Origin of the sequence: Streptomyces sp. NPDC050842 (assembly GCF_044456565.1) — a bacterium.
Classification (GTDB): domain Bacteria; phylum Actinomycetota; class Actinomycetes; order Streptomycetales; family Streptomycetaceae; genus Streptomyces.
This window is the reverse complement of the sequence record NZ_JBITGA010000003.1, coordinates 280,032-297,941: the sequence shown is the minus strand read 5'-3', so window position 1 is coordinate 297,941 and position 17,910 is coordinate 280,032. Positions and strand designations below refer to the sequence as shown.

General features: G+C 71.6%; 18 protein-coding genes. 7 read left to right on the top strand and 11 right to left on the bottom strand.

The annotated features are described in order from the left end of the window. Nucleotides 1-134: 134 nt before the first annotated feature. The 3 genes from ACIBG6_RS10595 to ACIBG6_RS10585 all read right to left on the bottom strand — a co-directional run bounded on the left by ACIBG6_RS10595 (nucleotide 135) and on the right by ACIBG6_RS10585 (nucleotide 4,303). Nucleotides 135-1,424: a citrate synthase gene (locus tag ACIBG6_RS10595; RefSeq protein WP_055643377.1), complete on the bottom strand. Its 1,290-nt coding sequence runs from the start codon at nucleotides 1,422-1,424 to the stop codon at nucleotides 135-137. A 179-nt stretch (nucleotides 1,425-1,603) separates the two neighbouring features. Continuing rightward, nucleotides 1,604-3,826, bottom strand: coding sequence for an ATP-dependent RecD-like DNA helicase (locus tag ACIBG6_RS10590; RefSeq protein WP_399222195.1), 2,223 nt, complete (start codon nucleotides 3,824-3,826; stop codon nucleotides 1,604-1,606). A 75-nt stretch (nucleotides 3,827-3,901) separates the two neighbouring features. After that, a complete protein-coding gene (locus ACIBG6_RS10585; RefSeq protein ID WP_399222194.1) occupies nucleotides 3,902-4,303 on the bottom strand; it encodes a RidA family protein in 402 nt (133 codons plus the stop codon). A gap of 88 nt (nucleotides 4,304-4,391) precedes the next feature. Here ACIBG6_RS10585 and ACIBG6_RS10580 point away from each other — a divergent pair, with 88 nt between their 5' ends. From ACIBG6_RS10580 to ACIBG6_RS10570, 3 genes are all read left to right on the top strand, one after another. After that, nucleotides 4,392-4,853, top strand: a complete 462-nt coding sequence (locus tag ACIBG6_RS10580; RefSeq protein ID WP_399222193.1) for a DUF937 domain-containing protein — start codon at nucleotides 4,392-4,394, stop codon at nucleotides 4,851-4,853. 80 nt (nucleotides 4,854-4,933) lie between these two features. Then, complete coding sequence (locus tag ACIBG6_RS10575; protein WP_399222192.1) at nucleotides 4,934-5,170, top strand: type II toxin-antitoxin system VapB family antitoxin; 237 nt, start codon at nucleotides 4,934-4,936, stop codon at nucleotides 5,168-5,170. Then, the gene (locus tag ACIBG6_RS10570; protein ID WP_399222191.1) at nucleotides 5,167-5,583 is read left to right on the top strand and encodes a PIN domain-containing protein; all 417 of its coding nucleotides are present in this window, start codon (nucleotides 5,167-5,169) and stop codon (nucleotides 5,581-5,583) included. Before ACIBG6_RS10575 ends, ACIBG6_RS10570 begins: the two co-directional genes overlap by 4 nt. A gap of 96 nt (nucleotides 5,584-5,679) precedes the next feature. Here the strand turns inward: ACIBG6_RS10570 and ACIBG6_RS10565 are convergent, their stop codons facing one another. The 3 genes from ACIBG6_RS10565 to ACIBG6_RS10555 are packed head-to-tail and all read right to left on the bottom strand — an operon-like array spanning nucleotide 5,680 to nucleotide 8,779. Continuing rightward, nucleotides 5,680-6,453, bottom strand: a complete 774-nt coding sequence (locus ACIBG6_RS10565; RefSeq protein ID WP_399222679.1) for a sugar phosphate isomerase/epimerase family protein — start codon at nucleotides 6,451-6,453, stop codon at nucleotides 5,680-5,682. Between the two features lie 26 nt (nucleotides 6,454-6,479). Then, nucleotides 6,480-7,631 (bottom strand): dihydrodipicolinate synthase family protein, encoded by a 1,152-nt coding sequence (locus ACIBG6_RS10560; protein WP_399222190.1) that lies wholly within the window; start codon nucleotides 7,629-7,631, stop codon nucleotides 6,480-6,482. Continuing rightward, the gene (locus tag ACIBG6_RS10555) at nucleotides 7,628-8,779 is read right to left on the bottom strand and encodes a Gfo/Idh/MocA family protein (RefSeq protein ID WP_399222189.1); all 1,152 of its coding nucleotides are present in this window, start codon (nucleotides 8,777-8,779) and stop codon (nucleotides 7,628-7,630) included. Before ACIBG6_RS10555 ends, ACIBG6_RS10560 begins: the two co-directional genes overlap by 4 nt. Nucleotides 8,780-8,889: 110 nt before the next feature. Here ACIBG6_RS10555 and ACIBG6_RS10550 point away from each other — a divergent pair, with 110 nt between their 5' ends. Next, nucleotides 8,890-9,936, top strand: a complete 1,047-nt coding sequence (locus ACIBG6_RS10550) for a LacI family DNA-binding transcriptional regulator (RefSeq protein ID WP_399222188.1) — start codon at nucleotides 8,890-8,892, stop codon at nucleotides 9,934-9,936. Between the two features lie 41 nt (nucleotides 9,937-9,977). Then, on the top strand, nucleotides 9,978-10,544 hold the full coding sequence (locus ACIBG6_RS10545) for a Uma2 family endonuclease (protein WP_399222187.1): 567 nt from the start codon (nucleotides 9,978-9,980) through the stop codon (nucleotides 10,542-10,544). A gap of 1 nt (nucleotide 10,545) precedes the next feature. Here ACIBG6_RS10545 and ACIBG6_RS10540 read toward each other — a convergent pair whose 3' ends face one another. Beyond that, nucleotides 10,546-11,109, bottom strand: coding sequence for an AAA family ATPase (locus ACIBG6_RS10540; protein WP_399222186.1), 564 nt, complete (start codon nucleotides 11,107-11,109; stop codon nucleotides 10,546-10,548). Beyond that, on the bottom strand, nucleotides 11,106-12,233 hold the full coding sequence (locus ACIBG6_RS10535) for an EamA family transporter (RefSeq protein ID WP_399222185.1): 1,128 nt from the start codon (nucleotides 12,231-12,233) through the stop codon (nucleotides 11,106-11,108). Before ACIBG6_RS10535 ends, ACIBG6_RS10540 begins: the two co-directional genes overlap by 4 nt. 100 nt (nucleotides 12,234-12,333) lie before the next feature. Between ACIBG6_RS10535 and ACIBG6_RS10530 the strand changes: the two genes are divergently transcribed. Continuing rightward, nucleotides 12,334-13,251: a LysR substrate-binding domain-containing protein gene (locus ACIBG6_RS10530; protein WP_399222184.1), complete on the top strand. Its 918-nt coding sequence runs from the start codon at nucleotides 12,334-12,336 to the stop codon at nucleotides 13,249-13,251. 160 nt (nucleotides 13,252-13,411) lie between these two features. Beyond that, nucleotides 13,412-15,187, top strand: a complete 1,776-nt coding sequence (locus ACIBG6_RS10525; RefSeq protein ID WP_399222183.1) for a glycoside hydrolase family 3 protein — start codon at nucleotides 13,412-13,414, stop codon at nucleotides 15,185-15,187. 89 nt (nucleotides 15,188-15,276) lie between these two features. Here ACIBG6_RS10525 and ACIBG6_RS10520 read toward each other — a convergent pair whose 3' ends face one another. The 3 genes from ACIBG6_RS10520 to ACIBG6_RS10510 form a co-directional block, all read right to left on the bottom strand. Further along, entirely contained in the window at nucleotides 15,277-16,725 is a 1,449-nt protein-coding gene (locus ACIBG6_RS10520; protein ID WP_399222182.1) for an aminopeptidase, read from the bottom strand. Nucleotides 16,726-16,866: 141 nt separating this feature from the next. Continuing rightward, nucleotides 16,867-17,286 (bottom strand): hypothetical protein, encoded by a 420-nt coding sequence (locus ACIBG6_RS10515; RefSeq protein WP_399222181.1) that lies wholly within the window; start codon nucleotides 17,284-17,286, stop codon nucleotides 16,867-16,869. Between the two features lie 126 nt (nucleotides 17,287-17,412). Next, complete coding sequence (locus ACIBG6_RS10510; RefSeq protein WP_399222180.1) at nucleotides 17,413-17,766, bottom strand: hypothetical protein; 354 nt, start codon at nucleotides 17,764-17,766, stop codon at nucleotides 17,413-17,415. Nucleotides 17,767-17,910: the final 144 nt, after the last annotated feature.

Below are 17,910 nucleotides of genomic sequence, written 5' to 3'. Positions count from 1 at the left end.
CGGGGCGCTCCAGTCGGTGTCGAGGCGACGATCGTGCTCGACCCTCCTTCGTCGGGCCTCCGCGCGTTCGTCGCCTCGACACCGACCGCGCCCCTTCGGCTCACTCGCCGGGGCGCAACCGGGTCCCTGAGGTCTTAGCGGGCCTCGACCGGGACGAAGTCGCGGAGGACCTCGCCCGTGTAGATCTGGCGCGGGCGGCCGATGCGGGAGCCCGGCTCCTTGATCATCTCGTGCCACTGGGCGATCCAGCCGGGAAGGCGGCCGAGCGCGAAGAGCACGGTGAACATCTCGGTCGGGAAGCCCATGGCGCGGTAGATCAGGCCCGTGTAGAAGTCCACGTTCGGGTAGAGGTTGCGCGAGACGAAGTACTCGTCCGAGAGCGCGTGCTCCTCCAGCTTGAGCGCGATGTCCAGCAGCGCGTCGTCCTTGCCGAGCGCCGAGAGGACGTCGTGCGCAGCCGCCTTGATGATCTTGGCGCGCGGGTCGAAGGACTTGTACACCCGGTGGCCGAAGCCCATCAGGCGGACGCCGTCCTCCTTGTTCTTCACCTTGCGGATGAAGGAGTCGACATCGCCGCCGTTGGCCTGGATGCCTTCCAGCATCTCCAGGACCGACTGGTTGGCGCCACCGTGCAGCGGGCCCCACAGGGCCGAGATGCCGGCGGAGATCGAGGCGAACATGTTCGCCTGCGACGAGCCGACCAGACGCACGGTGGAGGTCGAGCAGTTCTGCTCGTGGTCCGCGTGCAGGATCAGCAGCTTGTCGAGCGCGGAGACCACGACCGGGTCGAGCTCGTACTCCTGGGCCGGGACCGAGAAGGTCATGCGCAGGAAGTTCTCGACGTACCCGAGGTCGTTGCGCGGGTAGACGAAGGGGTGGCCGATCGACTTCTTGTACGCGTACGCCGCGATCGTCGGAAGCTTGGCGAGCAGCCGGATCGTGGAGAGGTGGCGCTGCTTCTCGTCGAACGGGTTGTGGCTGTCCTGGTAGAAGGTGGACAGCGCGGAGACCACCGACGACAGCATCGCCATCGGGTGGGCGTCCCGCGGGAAACCACGGAAGAAGTTCTTGACGTCCTCGTGGACCAGCGTGTGCTGCGTGATCTCGTTCTTGAAGGTCGACAGCTCGTCGACCTTGGGCAGCTCACCGTTGATCAGCAGGTACGCCACCTCAAGGAAGGTGGAGCGCTCGGCCAGCTGCTCGATGGGGTAGCCGCGGTACCGCAGGATCCCCTGCTCACCATCGAGGTAGGTGATCGCGGATTTATAGGCGGCTGTGTTGCCGTATCCGCTGTCCAGGGTGACCAGACCGGTCTGGGCTCGGAGTTTCCCGATGTCGAAGCCCTTGTCGCCAACGGTGCTCTCGACCACCGGGTAGGTGTATTCACCGTCCGCGTACCGCAGTACTACAGAGTTGTCGCTCACGTCATCCCTCACCGACGTAGTGCCTCTTCTTCGAGGTGCCCTGACTGTCTCTACCATCCCCCATTTGGCTCAGGAGAGTGCACTCGGGGTCGACCATTGGGCCAATCGGCGGCACTCAGTGCCGCCAACCTTCACATCCTGCCCCCTTCGCCCCGGTTCCGGTAGCCCTCCGTGATCTTTCACACCAGGGAGCCACCTGTGAGCCGATGGGACAGTGCGGTAAAGCGTCTGCCCGCCGAGACCGTGCGGACCGCCTGGGCGATCGCCCGGCGGGAGCCGACGAGGACGACCAGCTTCTTGGCCCTCGTCACGGCCGTGTAGAGCAGGTTGCGCTGGAGCATCATCCAGGCACTCATCGTGACCGGGATGACCACCGCCGGATACTCGCTGCCCTGCGAGCGGTGGATGGTGACCGCGTACGCGTGGGCCAGTTCGTCCAGCTCGTCGAAGTCGTACGGCACCTCCTCGTCCTCGTCCGTCCGCACGGTCAGCCGCTGTTCGACGGTGTCGAGGGCGGCGACGACGCCGACCGTTCCATTGAAGACACCGTTGGCGCCCTTGTCATAGTTGTTCCTGATCTGGGTGACCTTGTCACCCACCCGGAAGACCCGACCGCCGAACCGCTTCTCCGGCAGGTCGGGGCGGGCCGGGGTGATCGCCTGCTGGAGCAGTCCGTTGAGCGCGCCCGCGCCCGCCGGGCCGCGGTGCATGGGGGCCAGGACCTGGACGTCCCGCGGGTCGAGGCCGAACTTGGCCGGAATGCGCCGGGCCGCGACCTCCACGGCGACCCGTGCGGCGTCCTCGGTCTCCTCCTCGACGAAGAGGAAGAAGTCCGGCAGGCCCTGGGTGAGGGGCGGGGTGCCGGCGTTGATCCGGTGCGCGTTGGTGACGACCCCGGACTGCTGGGCCTGCCGGAAGATCCGGGTCAGCCGCACGGCCGGTACGGGACTGCCGGGGGCGAGCAGGTCGCCGAGGACCTCGCCCGCGCCGACCGAGGGGAGCTGGTCCACGTCCCCGACGAGAAGGAGGTGGGCACCTGGTGCCACCGCCTTGACCAGCTTGTTCGCCAGGAGCAGGTCGAGCATGGAGGCCTCGTCGACGACGACCAGGTCGGCGTCGAGCGGCCGGTCCCGGTCGTAGGCCGCGTCCCCGCCCGGTTTGAGTTCCAGGAGCCGGTGGACGGTGGAGGCCTCGGCGCCGGTCAGCTCGGCGAGCCGCTTGGCGGCCCGACCGGTGGGCGCTGCGAGGACGACTTTGGCCTTCTTGGCGCGGGCCAGTTCCACGATCGAGCGGACCGTGAAGGACTTGCCGCAGCCCGGGCCGCCGGTGAGGACCGCGACCTTGCGGGTCAGGGCGAGCCGGACCGCGTCCTCCTGCTCGGGCGCGAGCGAGGCCCCGGTGCGGTCGGCGAGCCAGGCCAGGGCCTTGTCCCAGGCCACGTCCCGGAAGGCGGGCATCCGGTCCTCCTCGGTCCGCAGCAGCCGTCCCACCTGCCCGGCGAGCGACAGCTCGGCACGGTGGAAGGGCACCAGGTAGACGGCGGTGACCGGTGTCCCCTCGGGGCCGGGCACCGACTCCCGTACGACCCCCTCGGGGTCCTCGGCGAGCTCGGCCAGGCATTCGATGACGAGCCCCGTGTCGACCTGGAGGAGCTTGACGGCGTCGGCGATCAGCCGCTCCTCGGGGAGGAAGCAGTGGCCCTGGTCGGTGGATTGCGACAGCGCGTACTGGAGGCCGGCCTTCACCCGGTCCGGGCTGTCGTGCGGGATGCCGACGGCCTGGGCGATGCGGTCGGCGGTGAGGAAGCCGATGCCCCACACGTCCGCGGCGAGCCGGTAGGGCTGGTTCCGCACGACGGAGATGGAGGCGTCCCCGTACTTCTTGTAGATCCGGACCGCGATCGAGGTGGAGACCCCGACCCCTTGGAGGAAGACCATGACCTCCTTGATCGCCTTCTGCTCCTCCCAGGCCGCCGTGATGTTCTTGGTGCGCTTGGGGCCGAGGCCCGGCACCTCGATCAGGCGCGCGGGGGCCTCTTCGAGGATGTCGAGGGTGTCCAGGCCGAAGTGCGAGGTGATGCGGTCGGCGAAGACGGGGCCGATGCCCTTGACGAGGCCGGAGCCGAGGTAGCGGCGGATGCCCTGGATGGTGGCGGGGAGGATCGTCGTGTAGTTGTCGACGGCGAACTGCTTTCCGTACTGCGGATGGGACCCCCAGCGGCCCTCCATGCGCAGCGACTCCCCCGGCTGGGCGCCGAGCAGCGCGCCGACGACCGTCAGCAGGTCACCGGAGCCGCGCCCGGTGTCGACGCGCGCGACCGTGTAGCCGCTCTCCTCGTTGGCGTAGGTGATCCGCTCCAGGACCCCTTCGAGCACTGCCGGACCCCGGCCCTCGTTGGACATGCCCCGACCGTAGCGAAGGCCTCGGACAGCCGGGACACCCTGTGGACAACTCGCGTCCCAGCGCTGCCGGGAGCCTCAGAGCGCCGCCGTCAGGTCCAGTTCGACCCGCTGCCCGGGGAATCCGAGCTGCGCGACCCCGAGCAGCGTGCTCGCCGTGGTGAACGCGGGCCCGAGGGCGGACGCGTTGAGCCGCTGCCAGACGGCGGCGAGTACCGGCCGCTCGTCGCTCACGACGTAGATCACGGACCTGACCACCCGGTCCGGCGTCGCCCCGACCGCTGCCAGTGCGGCCAGGGCGTTGGCCACGACCTGGTCCACCTGTGTGTCCACGTCGTCCCCGGCGAGCTCCCCGTCCGCGCCCAGTGGGCACTGTCCGGCCAGGTAGGCCGTACGGCCCGCCTCCACGACCGTGACGTGGTGGTATCCGGGGGTCGCGTGCAGGCCTTCCGGATTGACGCGCCGTATCTCCGTTGTCATGGCCCTCATCGTGAGGACCGTGGGTCCGCGCGGCAACAGAGATTCCGCCGACATGCCGACTCGGGGCCCTGGGCCTAGCGTTTTCGGCATGACTGACTCTTCCTTCCAGGACGACGTCCTGACCGAGCTCGGGGACGACCGGCTCCAGGAGATCGCCGGGCTGTTGGGCACCGACGCGACCGGGGCGCAGGAGCTCGTGGGGAGTTCGGTGGCCGAGCTGTCCGGCGAGCTGCGCCAGGCGGCGGCCGAGCCGGCCAGCGCGGACGAGGTGCGGGCCGCCGTCGACGAGGTGACCTCGGCCGAGCCGCCGCTCCAGGGCGTCGCCACGCTCGGCGGTCTGGCCGCGGGCGGGTTGATGGCCGGGGTGCTCGCCAAGCTCGCCCGGCCCGCGGCGAACGCGGTCGCCAAGCGCACCGGACTCCCGCCCGCCACGGTCAACCGCGCCGTCGACATCCTGGTCCCGGTGGTCATCGCCGCCCTCACCAAGCGCGCCGCCGCCAAGGAGGGTGGCGGCCTGGGAGATCTCCTGGGCGGCGGCACCAAGAAGTAGGGCGCCGCGGAAACGCCTCCCCGGTCTACCATGTATGAAACGTGGGCCTTCTCCCCACATCGCACACATGGAGGTCGATCATGGCAGTGACCAACGTGGACGTGGACGACGAGGTACTCGCCGAGGCCGCGAAGCTGCTCGGTACGACCACGAAGAAGGACACCATCAACACGGCGCTGGAAGAGGTCATACGGCGTCACCGCCGCCGTGCCGCCTACCAGCGGCTCGCGGAGCGGGGCACACGAGGTGAACTGGAGCCCACACGCCGAGCATGGGAAGCCCGCAAGGCCGCCCAGCACGGCGAGGGCTCCGAGTGATCACGTACCTCATCGACACCAGCGCGTACGTGCACCTCGGCATCGATCCCGCCGCACACCGGCGCTGGGACGCCGAGATCGAAACGGGTGCCATCGGCATGTGCGAGGCCACCCGGGCGGAGATCCTCTTCAGCGCCACCGGCCCGGACGACCGTGACGAGATCGATGAGGACATCTCCGCCATGTTCGCCGTCGTCCGCGTTCCGAAAGACGCGTGGCGATGGGTGGAGACCGCCCAGTACAAGCTGACGCAGAAGGGACAGCACCGTGCGGCGGGCGTCGTCGATCTCCTGATCTGCGCCACGGCGGTCCATTACGGCCTGACCGTCCTCCACAGGGACGACGACTTCGCCACGGTCGCCCGCGTCCTCAAGGAAGTCGAGCAACAGGACGTGCGACACCTGGGCGGGTGACCGCACGCCCTTCGGCTGCCCGGCCCCGCACGGCCGGGCAGCCTCGACCCGATCCCTCCGCACAGGGGCCGGGTGGCTCGTGGGGCCTCGGGCCGCTCAGACCGTCAGGAAGCGGTCCAGGGTCTCCTCCAGGACCTCGACGCCGTCCCGGGCCCACAGCTCGTCGTTGAAGAGTTCCACCTCGACCGGGCCCGTGTAGCCGGCCTTCTCGACCAGGTCCGCCCAGGCCCGCAGGTCGATCGCGCCGGTGCCCAACTGGCCCCGGCCGTTGAGGACTCCTGCCGGGAGCGGCGTCGTCCAGTCGGCGAGCTGGAAGGAGTGGATCCGGCCGGCCGCGCCCGCGCGTTCCACCGCGGCCGGGGCGCGGTCGTCCCACCAGAGGTGGTACGTGTCGACGGTGACGCCCACCTGCTCGGCCGGGAAGCGCTCCGCGATGTCCAGGGCCTGGTCGAGGGTGGAGACGGCGCAGCGGTCGGAGGCGTACATCGGGTGGAGCGGCTCGATGGCGAGGCGGACGCCCCGCTCCCCCGCGTACGGGGCGAGTTCGCCGATCGCCTCGGCGATGCGGGCCCGGGCGGACGGCAGGTCCGGGCAGGCGGGGGTGAGGCCGCCGGAGACCAGGACGAGGGTGTCGGTGCCGAGCGTCACGGCCTCGTCGATCGCCGCGCGGTTCTCCGCGAGCCAGCCGTCCGCCGTGAAGAAGCCGCCCCGGCAGAGGGTGGTGACGGTGAGGCCCGCGTCCCGTACGAGAGCGGCGGCGGCCTCGACCCCGTACGCCTGGACGGGCTCGCGCCACAGGCCGGTGCCCGGGATGCCGAGGCGGACGCAGTGGGCGACCAGGTCGGGCAGGGCGAGCTGCTTGACGGTCATCTGGTTGACGCTGAAGCGGTCGATGTTCACCGGGGGGCTCCGTGGACCGTGAGCAGGGACCTCATCCGGGCCTCGGCCAGCAAGGGGTCGGGGAACAGGCCGAGTCCGTCGGCGAGTTCGTAGGCGCGGGCGAGGTGCGGGAGCGAGCGGGCGGACTGGAGGCCGCCGACCATCGTGAAGTGGTCCTGGTGGCCGGCGAGCCAGGCCAGGAGGACGACGCCCGTCTTGTAGAAGCGGGTCGGGGCAGCGAAGAGGTGGCGGGAGAGCCCGACGGTGGGGTCGAGGATCTCGCGGAAGCCCGCGACGTCGCCGGTGTCGAGGGTCCGGACGGCCGCGGCGGCGAGCGGGGCGAGGGGGTCGAAGATGCCCAGCAGGGCGTGGCTGAAGCCCTGTTCGTCGCCGGCGATGAGCTCCGGGTAGTGGAAGTCGTCGCCCGTGTAGCAGCGGACGCCCTCCGGGAGCCGGCGGCGCAGCTCGACCTCGCGCCGGGCGTCGAGGAGGGAGACCTTGATGCCGGCGACCTTGTCGGGGTGGGCGGCGATCACGTCGAGGAAGGTCTCCGTGGCCGCGTCGAGGTCGGCCGAGCCCCAGTAGCCCTGGAGCGCCGGGTCGAACATCGGGCCGAGCCAGTGCAGGATCACCGGTTCGCTCGCCTGCCGGAGGAGGTGCCCGTACAGGTCGAGGTAGTCGTCCGGGCCGTGCGCGGCGGCGGCGAGGGCGCGGGAGGCCATGAGGATGGCCTGGGAGCCGGTCTCCTCGACGAGCGCGAGCTGCTCCTCGTAGGCCTTGCGGACCTCCGCCAGGTCGGCGGGGCCGGTGAGCTGGTCGGTGCCGACGCCGCAGGCGATGCGGCCGCCGACGGCGTTCGCCTCGGCGGCGGAGCGGCGGATCAGCTCGGCGGCCCCGGCCCAGTCGAGGCCCATGCCGCGCTGGGCGGTGTCCATGGCCTCGGCGACCCCGAGGCCGTGGGCCCAGAGGTGGCGGCGGAAGGCGAGGGTGGCGTCCCAGTCGACGGCGGCGGGCGAGTCGGGGGTGGTGTCGGCGTACGGGTCGGCGACGACGTGCGCGGCGGAGAAGACCGTACGGGAGGTCAGGGCGCCGCCGGCGCCGAGGGCGAGGGGTTCGGTGCGGGGCTCGTACGCGCGGACGCCGCCGCCTGCCTGCGGGAGGCGGATCACAGGGAGACCTCCGGGACGTCGAGGCGGCGGCCCTCGGCGGCGGACTTCAGGCCCAGCTCGGCGAGCTGGACGCCGCGGGCGCCGGCGAGCAGGTCCCAGTGGTACGGCTCGTCGAGCGCGATGTGGCGGAGGAAGAGCTCCCACTGTGCCTTGAAGCCGTTGTCGAACTCGGCGTTGTCGGGGACTTCCTGCCACTGCTCGCGGAAGGCCTCGGTCGCCGGGATGTCCGGGTTCCAGACCGGCTTGGGGGTGGCCGAGCGGTGCTGGACGCGGCAGTTGCGCAGGCCCGCGACGGCGGAGCCGTGGGTGCCGTCGACCTGGAACTCGACGAGTTCGTCGCGGTTGACGCGGACCGTCCAGGAGGAGTTGATCTGGGCGATCGCACCGCCCTCCAGCTGGAAGATGCCGTACGCGGCGTCGTCGGCGGTGGCGTCGTAGGGCTTGCCCTGCTCGTCCCAGCGGCGCGGGACGTGGGTGGCGACGTGCGCGCTGACGCTCGTGACGCGGCCGAAGAGCTCGTGGAGCACGTACTCCCAGTGCGGGAACATGTCGACGACGATGCCGCCGCCGTCCTCCGCGCGGTAGTTCCAGCTGGGGCGCTGGGCGTCCTGCCAGTCGCCCTCGAAGACCCAGTAGCCGAACTCGCCGCGCACGGACAGGATCTCGCCGAAGAAGCCGCCGTCGATGAGCCGCTTGAGCTTGAGCAGGCCGGGGAGGAAGAGCTTGTCCTGGACGACGCCGTGCTTGATGCCCTGCTCGGCGGCGAGGCGGGCGAGGTCCAGGGCGCCGGCGAGGTCGGCGGCGGTGGGCTTCTCGGTGTAGATGTGCTTGCCGGCCGCGATGGCCTTGGTGAGCGCGTCGACGCGGGCGGAGGTGACCTGGGCGTCGAAGTAGATGTCGATGCTGTCGTCGGCGAGGACGGCGTCGAGGTCGGTGGACCACTCGGTGAGGCCGTGGCGCTCGGCGAGCGTGCGCAGGGCGTGCTCGCGGCGGCCGACGAGGACGGGCTCGGGCCAGAGGGTCTCGCCGTTGCCGAGGTCGAGGCCGCCCTGCTCGCGCAGGGCGAGGATCGAGCGGACGAGGTGCTGGCGGTATCCCATGCGTCCGGTGACGCCGTTCATGGCGATGCGGACTGTCCTGCGTGTCACGAAAGGTTCCTCTCCCCGGCATTCCGCGCTCGATAGAAAGCGCTTTCTGTCTGGGAGGAAGCTAACCTGCCGACATCACGCCGGACAAGGGCCTCGGAGGTACGCACACGATGACCGTCACCCTGGCGGACGTGGCCGCCCGCGCCCGGGTCTCCCCCGCGACCGTGTCCCGGGTCCTGAACGGGAACTATCCGGTCGCCGCGTCGACCCGCGAGCGCGTCCTGCGGGCGGTGGACGAGCTGGACTACGTCCTCAACGGGCCCGCGAGCTCCCTGGCCGCCGCCACGTCCGACCTGGTCGGCGTGCTGGTCAACGACATCGCCGACCCCTTCTTCGGGATCATGGCGAGCGCGGCGCAGAGCGCGATCGGGGAGGTCGCGTCGGGGCGGGCCGGGGGCGAGAAGCTCGCCGTCGTCTGCAACACCGGCGGCTCCCCCGCGCGCGAGCTGACCTACCTCACCCTGCTCCAGCGGCAGCGGGCCGCGGCCGTCATCCTCATGGGCGGCTCACTGGAGGACCCGGAGCACCTGGCGGCGACGGCGGGCAAGCTGGCGAAGCTCGCGGAGGCGGGCACGCGGGTGGTGCTGTGCGGGCGTCCGCCGGTGCCGGGCGACGCGAACGCGGCGGCGCTCGTCTTCGACAACCGCACCGGCGCGCGGCGCCTGACCGAGCACCTGCTCGGGCTCGGACACCGGCGCATCGGCTACGTGGCGGGGCCGGCCGACCGGACGACGACCCGGCACCGGCTCGAAGGCCACCGGGCGGCGCTCGCGGCGGCGGGGGTCGCCGAGGGCCCGACGGTCCACGGCCCGTACGACCGCCGGTCCGGCTACGAGGCGACCGCGGAACTCCTCGACCGCGCCCCGGACTTGACGGCGGTCGTCGCCGCCAACGACACGGTGGCGCTCGGCGTCTGCGCGGCCCTGCGGGAACGGGGCCTGTCCATCCCGGACGACGTCTCGGTGGCGGGCTTCGACGACCTGCCCTTCTCGGTGGACGCGGTCCCGGCCCTCACGACCGTACGCCTGCCGCTGCACGACGCGGGCGCGCGGGCGGGCCGCCTGGCGATGGGCGCGGAGGAGCCTCCGGCGGGGGGTCCGGTGAACGTCCCGGGGGAACTGGTGGTCAGGGGGTCGACGGCCCGGCCGTGGCGCTGAGTGCCCGCTATCGTGGGAATCGACGACATACGGAGGCCCGCATGACGACGATAGTGATGGATGTCGCGAGCGCCTGGGACGCGCTGGCGGGCACCAATCTGCCCGATGGCTATCGCGTGGAGATCACGGAGGGGAAGATCATCATGACGCCGCAGGGCCGAGATCAGTGGAAGGTGATCCTCAAGGCCGCGCCGCAGATCGAGCAGCAGCTGGCCGGCCACGGCGAGATCCTCTCGGACGTCATGATCGACTTCCCGTCCAGCCTGTACGGTTACGCCCCTGATCTCGCCATCGTCGCCCCCGGCTCCGAGCTGAACAGTCGGGGGCGCTTCGAGTGGCACAGCCTGGAGGCCGTGCTCGAGGTCGTCTCGAAGAGCACGCGGGACAACGACTTCGACAAGAAGTTCCGGATGTACGCCGAGTGCGCCATCCCGCTCTACGTGATCATCGACCCGTCGGACAGCACCTGCACCATCCACCGCAACCCCACGCGCACCGGCGTCTACGTGGAGCAGGAGCAGATCATCTTCGGCGAAGACCTTGTGCTGCCCCTCGAAGGGCGGGAGATCGTCGTCAAGACCGACGGATTCCCGCGCTCCGAAGGCTGACCTACTTCTCCGGCGTCAGGCCCGTCGCCGTCAGGACCGCCTCCACCGTCTCCTCGACCGTCTGGTCCGCGTTGTCGATCCAGACGCCCTCGCCGGAGAGTTCCTCGCGCATGGCCTCGTCCAGGAAGGCCCAGTTGGTCGTGAGGCGCTTGTGGCGGGCGTTGTTGCGTTCCCAGGCCTTGTCCGGGCCGGGGGCCAGGATCACCAAGTGGAGCGGGACCGCCTTCGCCTGGGCGCGATAGAAGTCCAGGTGGGAGCGGCGTACGACGACGTCGTCGAGGACCGGCAGGAAGCCGGCGGCGGCGAAGCTGTCCGCCAGGAGACAGGCGTTGCGGGCGCGCAGCAGGATCTGGCGGTCCGCCTCCGGGTCGCCGTCCGGGCTCGGCCAGTGGCCGCCCTGGACGATCAGCTCCTGGAGGTCGTCGACCTCGATGTGCGCCGAGCGGGCGAAGCGGGCCGCGAGGGCCGCCGCGACGGTCGACTTGCCGCTGCCGGGGATGCCGGCGAGCAGGACGGCGCCGGGGGCGGGCTCTGGGGTGTCGACGGTGATGTGCGCGAAGGTCATGCGGGCCTTTCGTTGCCGGTGGGACCGGACGACGATACGGTCGCGGACTCGCGGGACGCCAGGGAATTCTCCGGCGGTGCGGCCTTCGGGGACGGGCGCGCCCCCGTTCCCGACTGCCCGGACGCGGAAGCCGGGCTCCCTTCGTTCCCCGGTTGCCCGAACGCGGAAGACGGGCTCGCTCCCTTCCCCGGCCGCTCGGCCGGGGTCGGAGCCCTGCGCGCTCCCGGTGCGAAGGACGTCAGCGCCACTCCCCCGACCAGCAGCGCCGCCGCGCACCAGCGGAGCGGGCTCACGCCCTCCCCCAGGAACAGGGCGGCCGAGGACATGCCGAAGACGGGGACCAGGAGCGAGAAGGGCGCGACGGACGAGGCCGGGTAGCGGCGGAGCAGCCACCCCCAGGCGCCGAAGCCGAAGACGGTCGTGACCCAGGCGACGTAGAGGATGACGCCGACGCCCGTCCAGTCGAGTCCGCGCAGGGCCGCGAGGTCGCGCTCCGGGCCCTCCAGGAGGAGGGAGAGGGCGAGGAGCGGCAGGACGGGGACGGTGCTGACCCAGACCATGAAGTTGAGGGCGTCGGGCGGGGAGGCCTTGCGGGTCAGGACGTTGGAGACGCCCCAGCAGGCCGCCGCGGCGATCACCAGGGCGAAGCCCGTGAGCGCCCCCGCCGCGCCGTCGAACGCCCCCTCGTCGACCGCCGCGACGCCGATGCCCGCGAGGGCGACCGCCATGCCCGCCACCTTGAGGCGGCCGGGGCGTTCGCCGAGGGCCGCGAAGGCGAAGAGGGCGGTGAAGACCGCCTGGACCTGGAGGACGAGGGAGGAGAGGCCGGCCGGGGCGCCGAGGTCCATGCCGGTGAAGAGCAGCCCGAACTTGGCCACGCCCAGGACGAGTCCGACGCCCACGATCCACTTCCAGGCCACGGTGGGGCGGCCCACGAGGAAGACGGCCGGCAGGGCGGCGGCGAGGAAGCGGAGGGCGGAGAAGAGCAGCGGCGGGAAGTGGTCGAGGCCGATCTCGATGACGACGAAGTTGACGCCCCAGACGGCCGCGACGAGCGCGGCGAGAGCGAGGTGCGCCGGGGCGAGGCGGGTGGGGGCGGAGGCGAGGGGCGCGGCGGGGCTCATGGTGTCGAGCATCGCGCCGACAACCGTGTAGCACCAGCACGGGTTCCTTCATGGTGGGATGAAGCAACGCTTCATCCCACCACCCCGACGGGAGTCCCTCGTGCTGGATCTCGGCCGTCTGCGCGCCCTCCACGCCGTCGCCGTCCACGGCAGCGTCGGAGCCGCCGCCTCCGCCCTCGGCTACACCCCGTCCGCCGTCTCGCAGCAGATCGCGAAGCTGGAGCGCGAGACCCGTACGACCCTGCTCGAACGCAGCGGGCGCGGCATCCGCCTCACCGACGAGGCTCATCAACTCGCCGATACCGCACAGCAGTTGCTCGCCCTCGTGGAGGAGGCCGAGGTGCGGATCGAGGAACGGCGCGGCCTGCCCTCCGGGCGCCTGACGATCGGCTGCTTCGCGAGCGCGGCCCGCGGTCTGATGCCCCGGGCGCTCGCGGAGCTGGCCCGGCGTCACCCCGATCTCGACGCCCGCCTGTCGGAGGTGGACCCGCACCTCTCGATCGACCTGGTGGCGCGGGGCGTGATCGATCTGGCCGTGGCGCACGACTGGGACATCGCCCCGCTGCCGACGCCCCCGGGGGTCGAGCGGGCGGCCGTCGGCGACGACCTGTGCGACGTCCTCGTCCACCGGGAGCATCCGCTGGCGGCCCGGGAGTCGGTGCGACGGGAGGAGCTGGCGGACGAGCGGTGGATCTCGCAGCCGCCGGGGACGGTCTGCCACACCTGGCTGACCCGCACGCTGCGGGCCACGGGGTACGAGCCGCTGATCGTCCACCAGGCGGAGGAGAACCACACCCAGGTCGCCCTGGTGGCGGCCGGTCTGGGCATCGCGCTCGTCCCGCGGCTCGGCCGCGGGGTGCTGCCGCCGGAGGTGACGCCGGTCCGTCTCGACCCGGTGCCGACGCGGCGGCTGCACGCCATGTGGCGGACGGGGGCGGCGCGGCGCCCGGCGATCCGGGAGACGGTCCGTACGCTCCAGGAACTCTGGCCGTCCATCACCTCGACCACCGAGGCGTAGGAACCTCGATTCCTGTGCGGGTCCTTGACCTGGCAGTTACTTTCGGGCTATCCGTGACTCCTTGGAAGTTTCCTTCAACCTTGCACGGCCGGAAGGAGCATCAGTGCACCACCGCGCCCCCGCCCCCTCCCCCTCCCCCTCCCGACGCACCCTTCTCACGGTGACCGCCGCAGCCGCCGCGGCCGCCGTCACCGGGGTCACCGCCCCCGTCGCCCACGCGGAGACCGCCGACAGGAAGCTCCAGCGGATCATCGACCGGATGTCGCTGGAGGAGAAGGTCGGCCAGCTCTTCGTGATGCGGGTGTACGGCCACTCCGCGACCACCCCCGACCAGGCCGACATCGACGCCAACCTCAAGGAGATCGGTGTCCGCACCGCCGCGGAGCTGGTCGAGCGCTACCACGTGGGCGGCGTCATCTACTTCTCGTGGGCCCACAACACCCGTGACCCGCACCAGATCGCCGACCTGTCCAACGGCATCCAGCAGGCGGGGCTCGCCCAGCCGACCCCGGTCCCGCTGCTCATCTCGACCGACCAGGAGCACGGCATCGTCTGCCGGGTCGGCGAGCCCGCCACCCTGGTGCCGGGGGCGATGGCCCTCGGCGCGGGCGGCTCGCTCGCGGACGCCCGCAAGGCCGCGCAGATCGCGGGCGCCGAGCTCGCCGCCGTCGGCATCCGGCAGAACTACGCCCCGGTCGCCGACGTCAACGTCAACCCGGCGAACCCGGTCATCGGCGTCCGCTCCTTCGGCTCCGACCCGCGGGCGGTCGCCGGTCTGGTCGCCGCCCAGGTCAAGGGCTACCAGCGGGCCGGGGTCGCGGCCACCTCCAAGCACTTCCCGGGGCACGGCGACACCGCCGTCGACAGCCACTACGGCCTGCCGACGATCACCCACACCCGGGCGCAGTGGGCCGAGCTCGACGCGCCGCCGTTCGAGTCGGCGATCGACGCCGGGATCGACTCGATCATGACCGCGCACATCGTGGTGCCCGCGCTCGACCCCAGCGAGGACCCGGCGACCCTCTCCCGGCCCATCCTCACCGGCATCCTGCGCGAACAGCTCGGCTACGACGGCGTGGTGGTCACCGACTCGCTCGGCATGGAGGGCGTGCGCACCAAGTACGGCGACGAGCGCGTCCCGGTCCTGGCGCTCAAGGCCGGGGTCGACCAGCTCCTCAACCCGCCGGACCTCGACGTGGCCTGGAACGCGGTCCTGGCGGCGGTCAGGGACGGCGAGCTGACGGAGGACCGGCTCGACGAATCGATCCTGCGGATCCTGCGGCTCAAGGCGAAGCTGGGCCTCTTCCGGCAGCCGTACGTGACGCGCGCGGGCGTCGACCGGGTGGTCGGCACCGAGGCGCACCTCGCCCAGGCGGACCGGATCGCCGAGCAGACCACGACGCTGCTCCTCAACGAGGACGGCTTCCTGCCGCTGACCCCGTCCGGCCACGGCAGGGTCCTCGTCGTCGGCGCCGACCCCGCCTCGCCGTCCGGCACGACCGGGCCGCCGACCACCACCCTGGCGACGGCCCTCGGGGAGCTCGGGTTCACCGCGACCGCGCTCTCCACCGGGATCACCCCGACGGCGGCGAAGATCGAGGAGGCGGTGGCGGCGGCGGCCGGGCAGGACGTCGTCGTCGTGGGCACGTACAACGTCACCGCGACCAGTCCGCAGCGCACGCTCGTCGCGCGGCTCGTCGCGAGCGGCGTCCCCGTCGTGACGATCGCGATCCGCAACCCGTACGACATCGCCCGGATCGGCGGCCAGCGGGCGACCCTCGCCGCCTACTCCTGGACCGACGTCGAACTCCGCGCCGCGGTCCGCGTCCTGGCCGGGCGGGCCCGGCCGAAGGGGCGGCTGCCCGTCCCCGTACAGAGCGCGGACGATCCGACCCGGGTGCTCTACCCGGTCGGGTACGGCCTGTCGTACCGCTAGGACGTCAGACAGGACGTCAGACAGGACGTCAACGGATGTGCCCGGTGGTCCGCGAAGGACCACCGGGCACACTCACGCGTACGGGAGGGTTACGGGCGCAGCCCGTGCTCCCGCGTCACGTCCTCGTCGACCGTCTTGTCGAGGCGGGCGTCGAAGCGCGCCAGCGGCTGCGCCGCGTCGACGGCCGGGGCGGGGACGCCGGCCCAGGCCAGGATGCGGGCGGTGGCGTTCTCCCGCTCGGCGTCGACGAGCCCGGCGACGTTCGCGCCGTGGTTCGCGCCCGGCGCGGTGTAGACGTAGCTGTCGCGCGCGCCCTTGCCGAGGTGGAACGGCTCGGCGCCCCACGGGTCGTTGCCGCCGTAGACGAAGAGCATCCGGTTCGCGTTCTTGCGGACCCAGTTGTCGACGTCCCGCATGGCCTGCGGCTGGAACTTCATCGGGATCGACTTCGGCACGAAGCTGCTGGCCGGCTGGTAGCCGTAGCGGCTGAGGCCCGCGAGGTGCGGCTGCTTGATGCTGGGCGAGCCGAGCTGGGTGGCCGCCTGGTAGTAGTACGGCGTGTAGTAGTCCAGGCCCTGGTCGGCGTAGGCGGCCCAGCCGGAGTAGGCGTCGATCGTCTCGTAGACGGTGTCGTCGCTCGCGGTCGCCGCGTCCGGGATCTGGTCGCAGACGTCCTGGCCGTAGTACTGCCAGAAGCCCCAGACGAAGTCGAGGACGACGGCTTCCCAGGCCTTGTCGAGGCTGCCGACCGTGTTGAAGGTGGCGCCCTCGGCCTCGGCCCACTCCTTGTACTTCTTCTGCAGCGGCTCGCGGCGGACGAGGGCCTCGCGCTGCATGTTGTTCAGGCGGTCGCGGCAGTCCTTCGTACCGACGTTCTCGAAGAACCGGTCGTAGGCCGAGTCCTCCTTGTTCACCACGTCGTTCGGGGCGACGTACGCGACGACGCCGTCCATGTCACGCGGGTAGAAGCGCTCGTAGTAGGTGGCGGTCATGCCGCCCTTCGAGCCGCCGGTGGAGAGCCAGTTCTCCTCGTAGATCTTCTTCAGCGCGGTGTAGATCCGGTGCTGGTCCGTGGCGGCCTGCCAGATGTCCAGCTTGGACCAGTCGGCCGGCTGCGGGCGGGACGGCGTGAAGAAGCGGTACTCCATCGAGATCTGGTTGCCGTCGATGATCCGGGTCGGCTCCGCCCGGCTGGGGGTGGTGCTCAGCCCGTAGCCGCTGGTGCGGAAGACGGTGGGGCGGCTCGTGTCCTTGTGGAGGACCGAGAGCCGCTGCTTGAACGTGCCCGCCCACGGGCGCTTGTGGTCGATCGGCTGGACGTAGTCCAGGACGAAGTAGCGGTAGCCGGCGTAGGGCTTCTCCTCGATCAGGCTCATCCCGGGGATCGCCAGGATGCGGTCCTTGATGTCCGTGCTCTGCGAGTCGGCGACGGCGGTGGGGCTGTTGGCCTCCGTGTCCGCCGCGGTGGCCACGCCCGCGGTGCCGACGGTGCCTATGAGCACCGCGAGCGACACCAGCCCTCTGAGCGACTTGCGCATTCGTCCTCCCCTTGGTTCACAACGGTGTCGCGAACCTAGCGGGGGCAACGTGTGGACCGCCAGACCCAGTTGGTCCTTACCCTTGGACTTTCCTGTGCATCAGCAGAGGAACCGGGACGACGTCGGCACGGAAACCGGGCGTCAGCACAGGATCCAGCCCGTGGACCTGCCCTGCCCGGACACCGATCCGTAGGCGCGGACGCAGCGGTTGAGGGCGTGGACGGTGACCGGGCCGGTCTGCCGGCCGAACCGGCCGGCCTTGACGGCGGGGCGGCCGCCGCGCGGCTGGAGGGAGACGGTCATCGGGCGGGCGGCGCCGGGGCGCTTGGCGACGGTGACGGCGCAGGCGTAGTGGCGGGTGCGGTAGAGGCGCAGCTCGCCGGTGGCGAAGTGGTAGGTCTTGGTCGGGCGGCCCTGGCAGACGGAGGCGGCGTCGGCGGTGGAGCCGCCGGGGCCGGGCCCGGGAAGCACGAGCAGCGTGAGGGCGGCGAGGAGCGGGACGAGGACGCGGGCGAGCAGCCGCCGGCGGCAGCGTGGTCCGTGCGTCGTGTCCGTGGGCATGCGGTCCCCTCCCGAGCGAGTCAGCGAGTCTCCGTACGGACGTACGGAGACTCGGACGTACGGGCGTACGACGCACCAACCACCGGAATGGTTGCCTCCGGGTGCCGGGGGGCGACCTCGGCCGCCCTACGCGAACGTCGTGGCGACGAACAGCAGGAACACGGCCTCCGCGCCGAGCTGGGTCCACAGCGCCGCCCGGCGGACGTCGGCACGGGAGGTGCTCTGCACGGCCACGAAGGCCGCGCCGGCGATCACCAGGCTCGCGACGTACAGGAAACCGGGGGCGCCGCCGCAGCCGGTCCCCTTGGCGATGCAGCCGGAGGCGGCCTCGGTGGTGAGAGCGAGGAAGCCGACGAGCAGGGTCGCGGGCAGCAGCAGCCCGGCCCAGATCAGCGACCGCTTCCGCAGCCGCGCGCCTTCGACGTCCGGCGGGGTGATCGGGACGGGCGAGGCGGCGCGGCGGCGGAGGTCGGGGCTCATGCCCTCATCCAATCCCGCGGGGGTGGTGGCCGGGAATCCGCTCGGATACTCATCCGGACGGATCGCCCGTACTCACCCGCGTGAACACCCCGGGAAACCCGCCCGTGCTCACCCGCGTGAACACCCCGGGAAACCCGCCCGTGC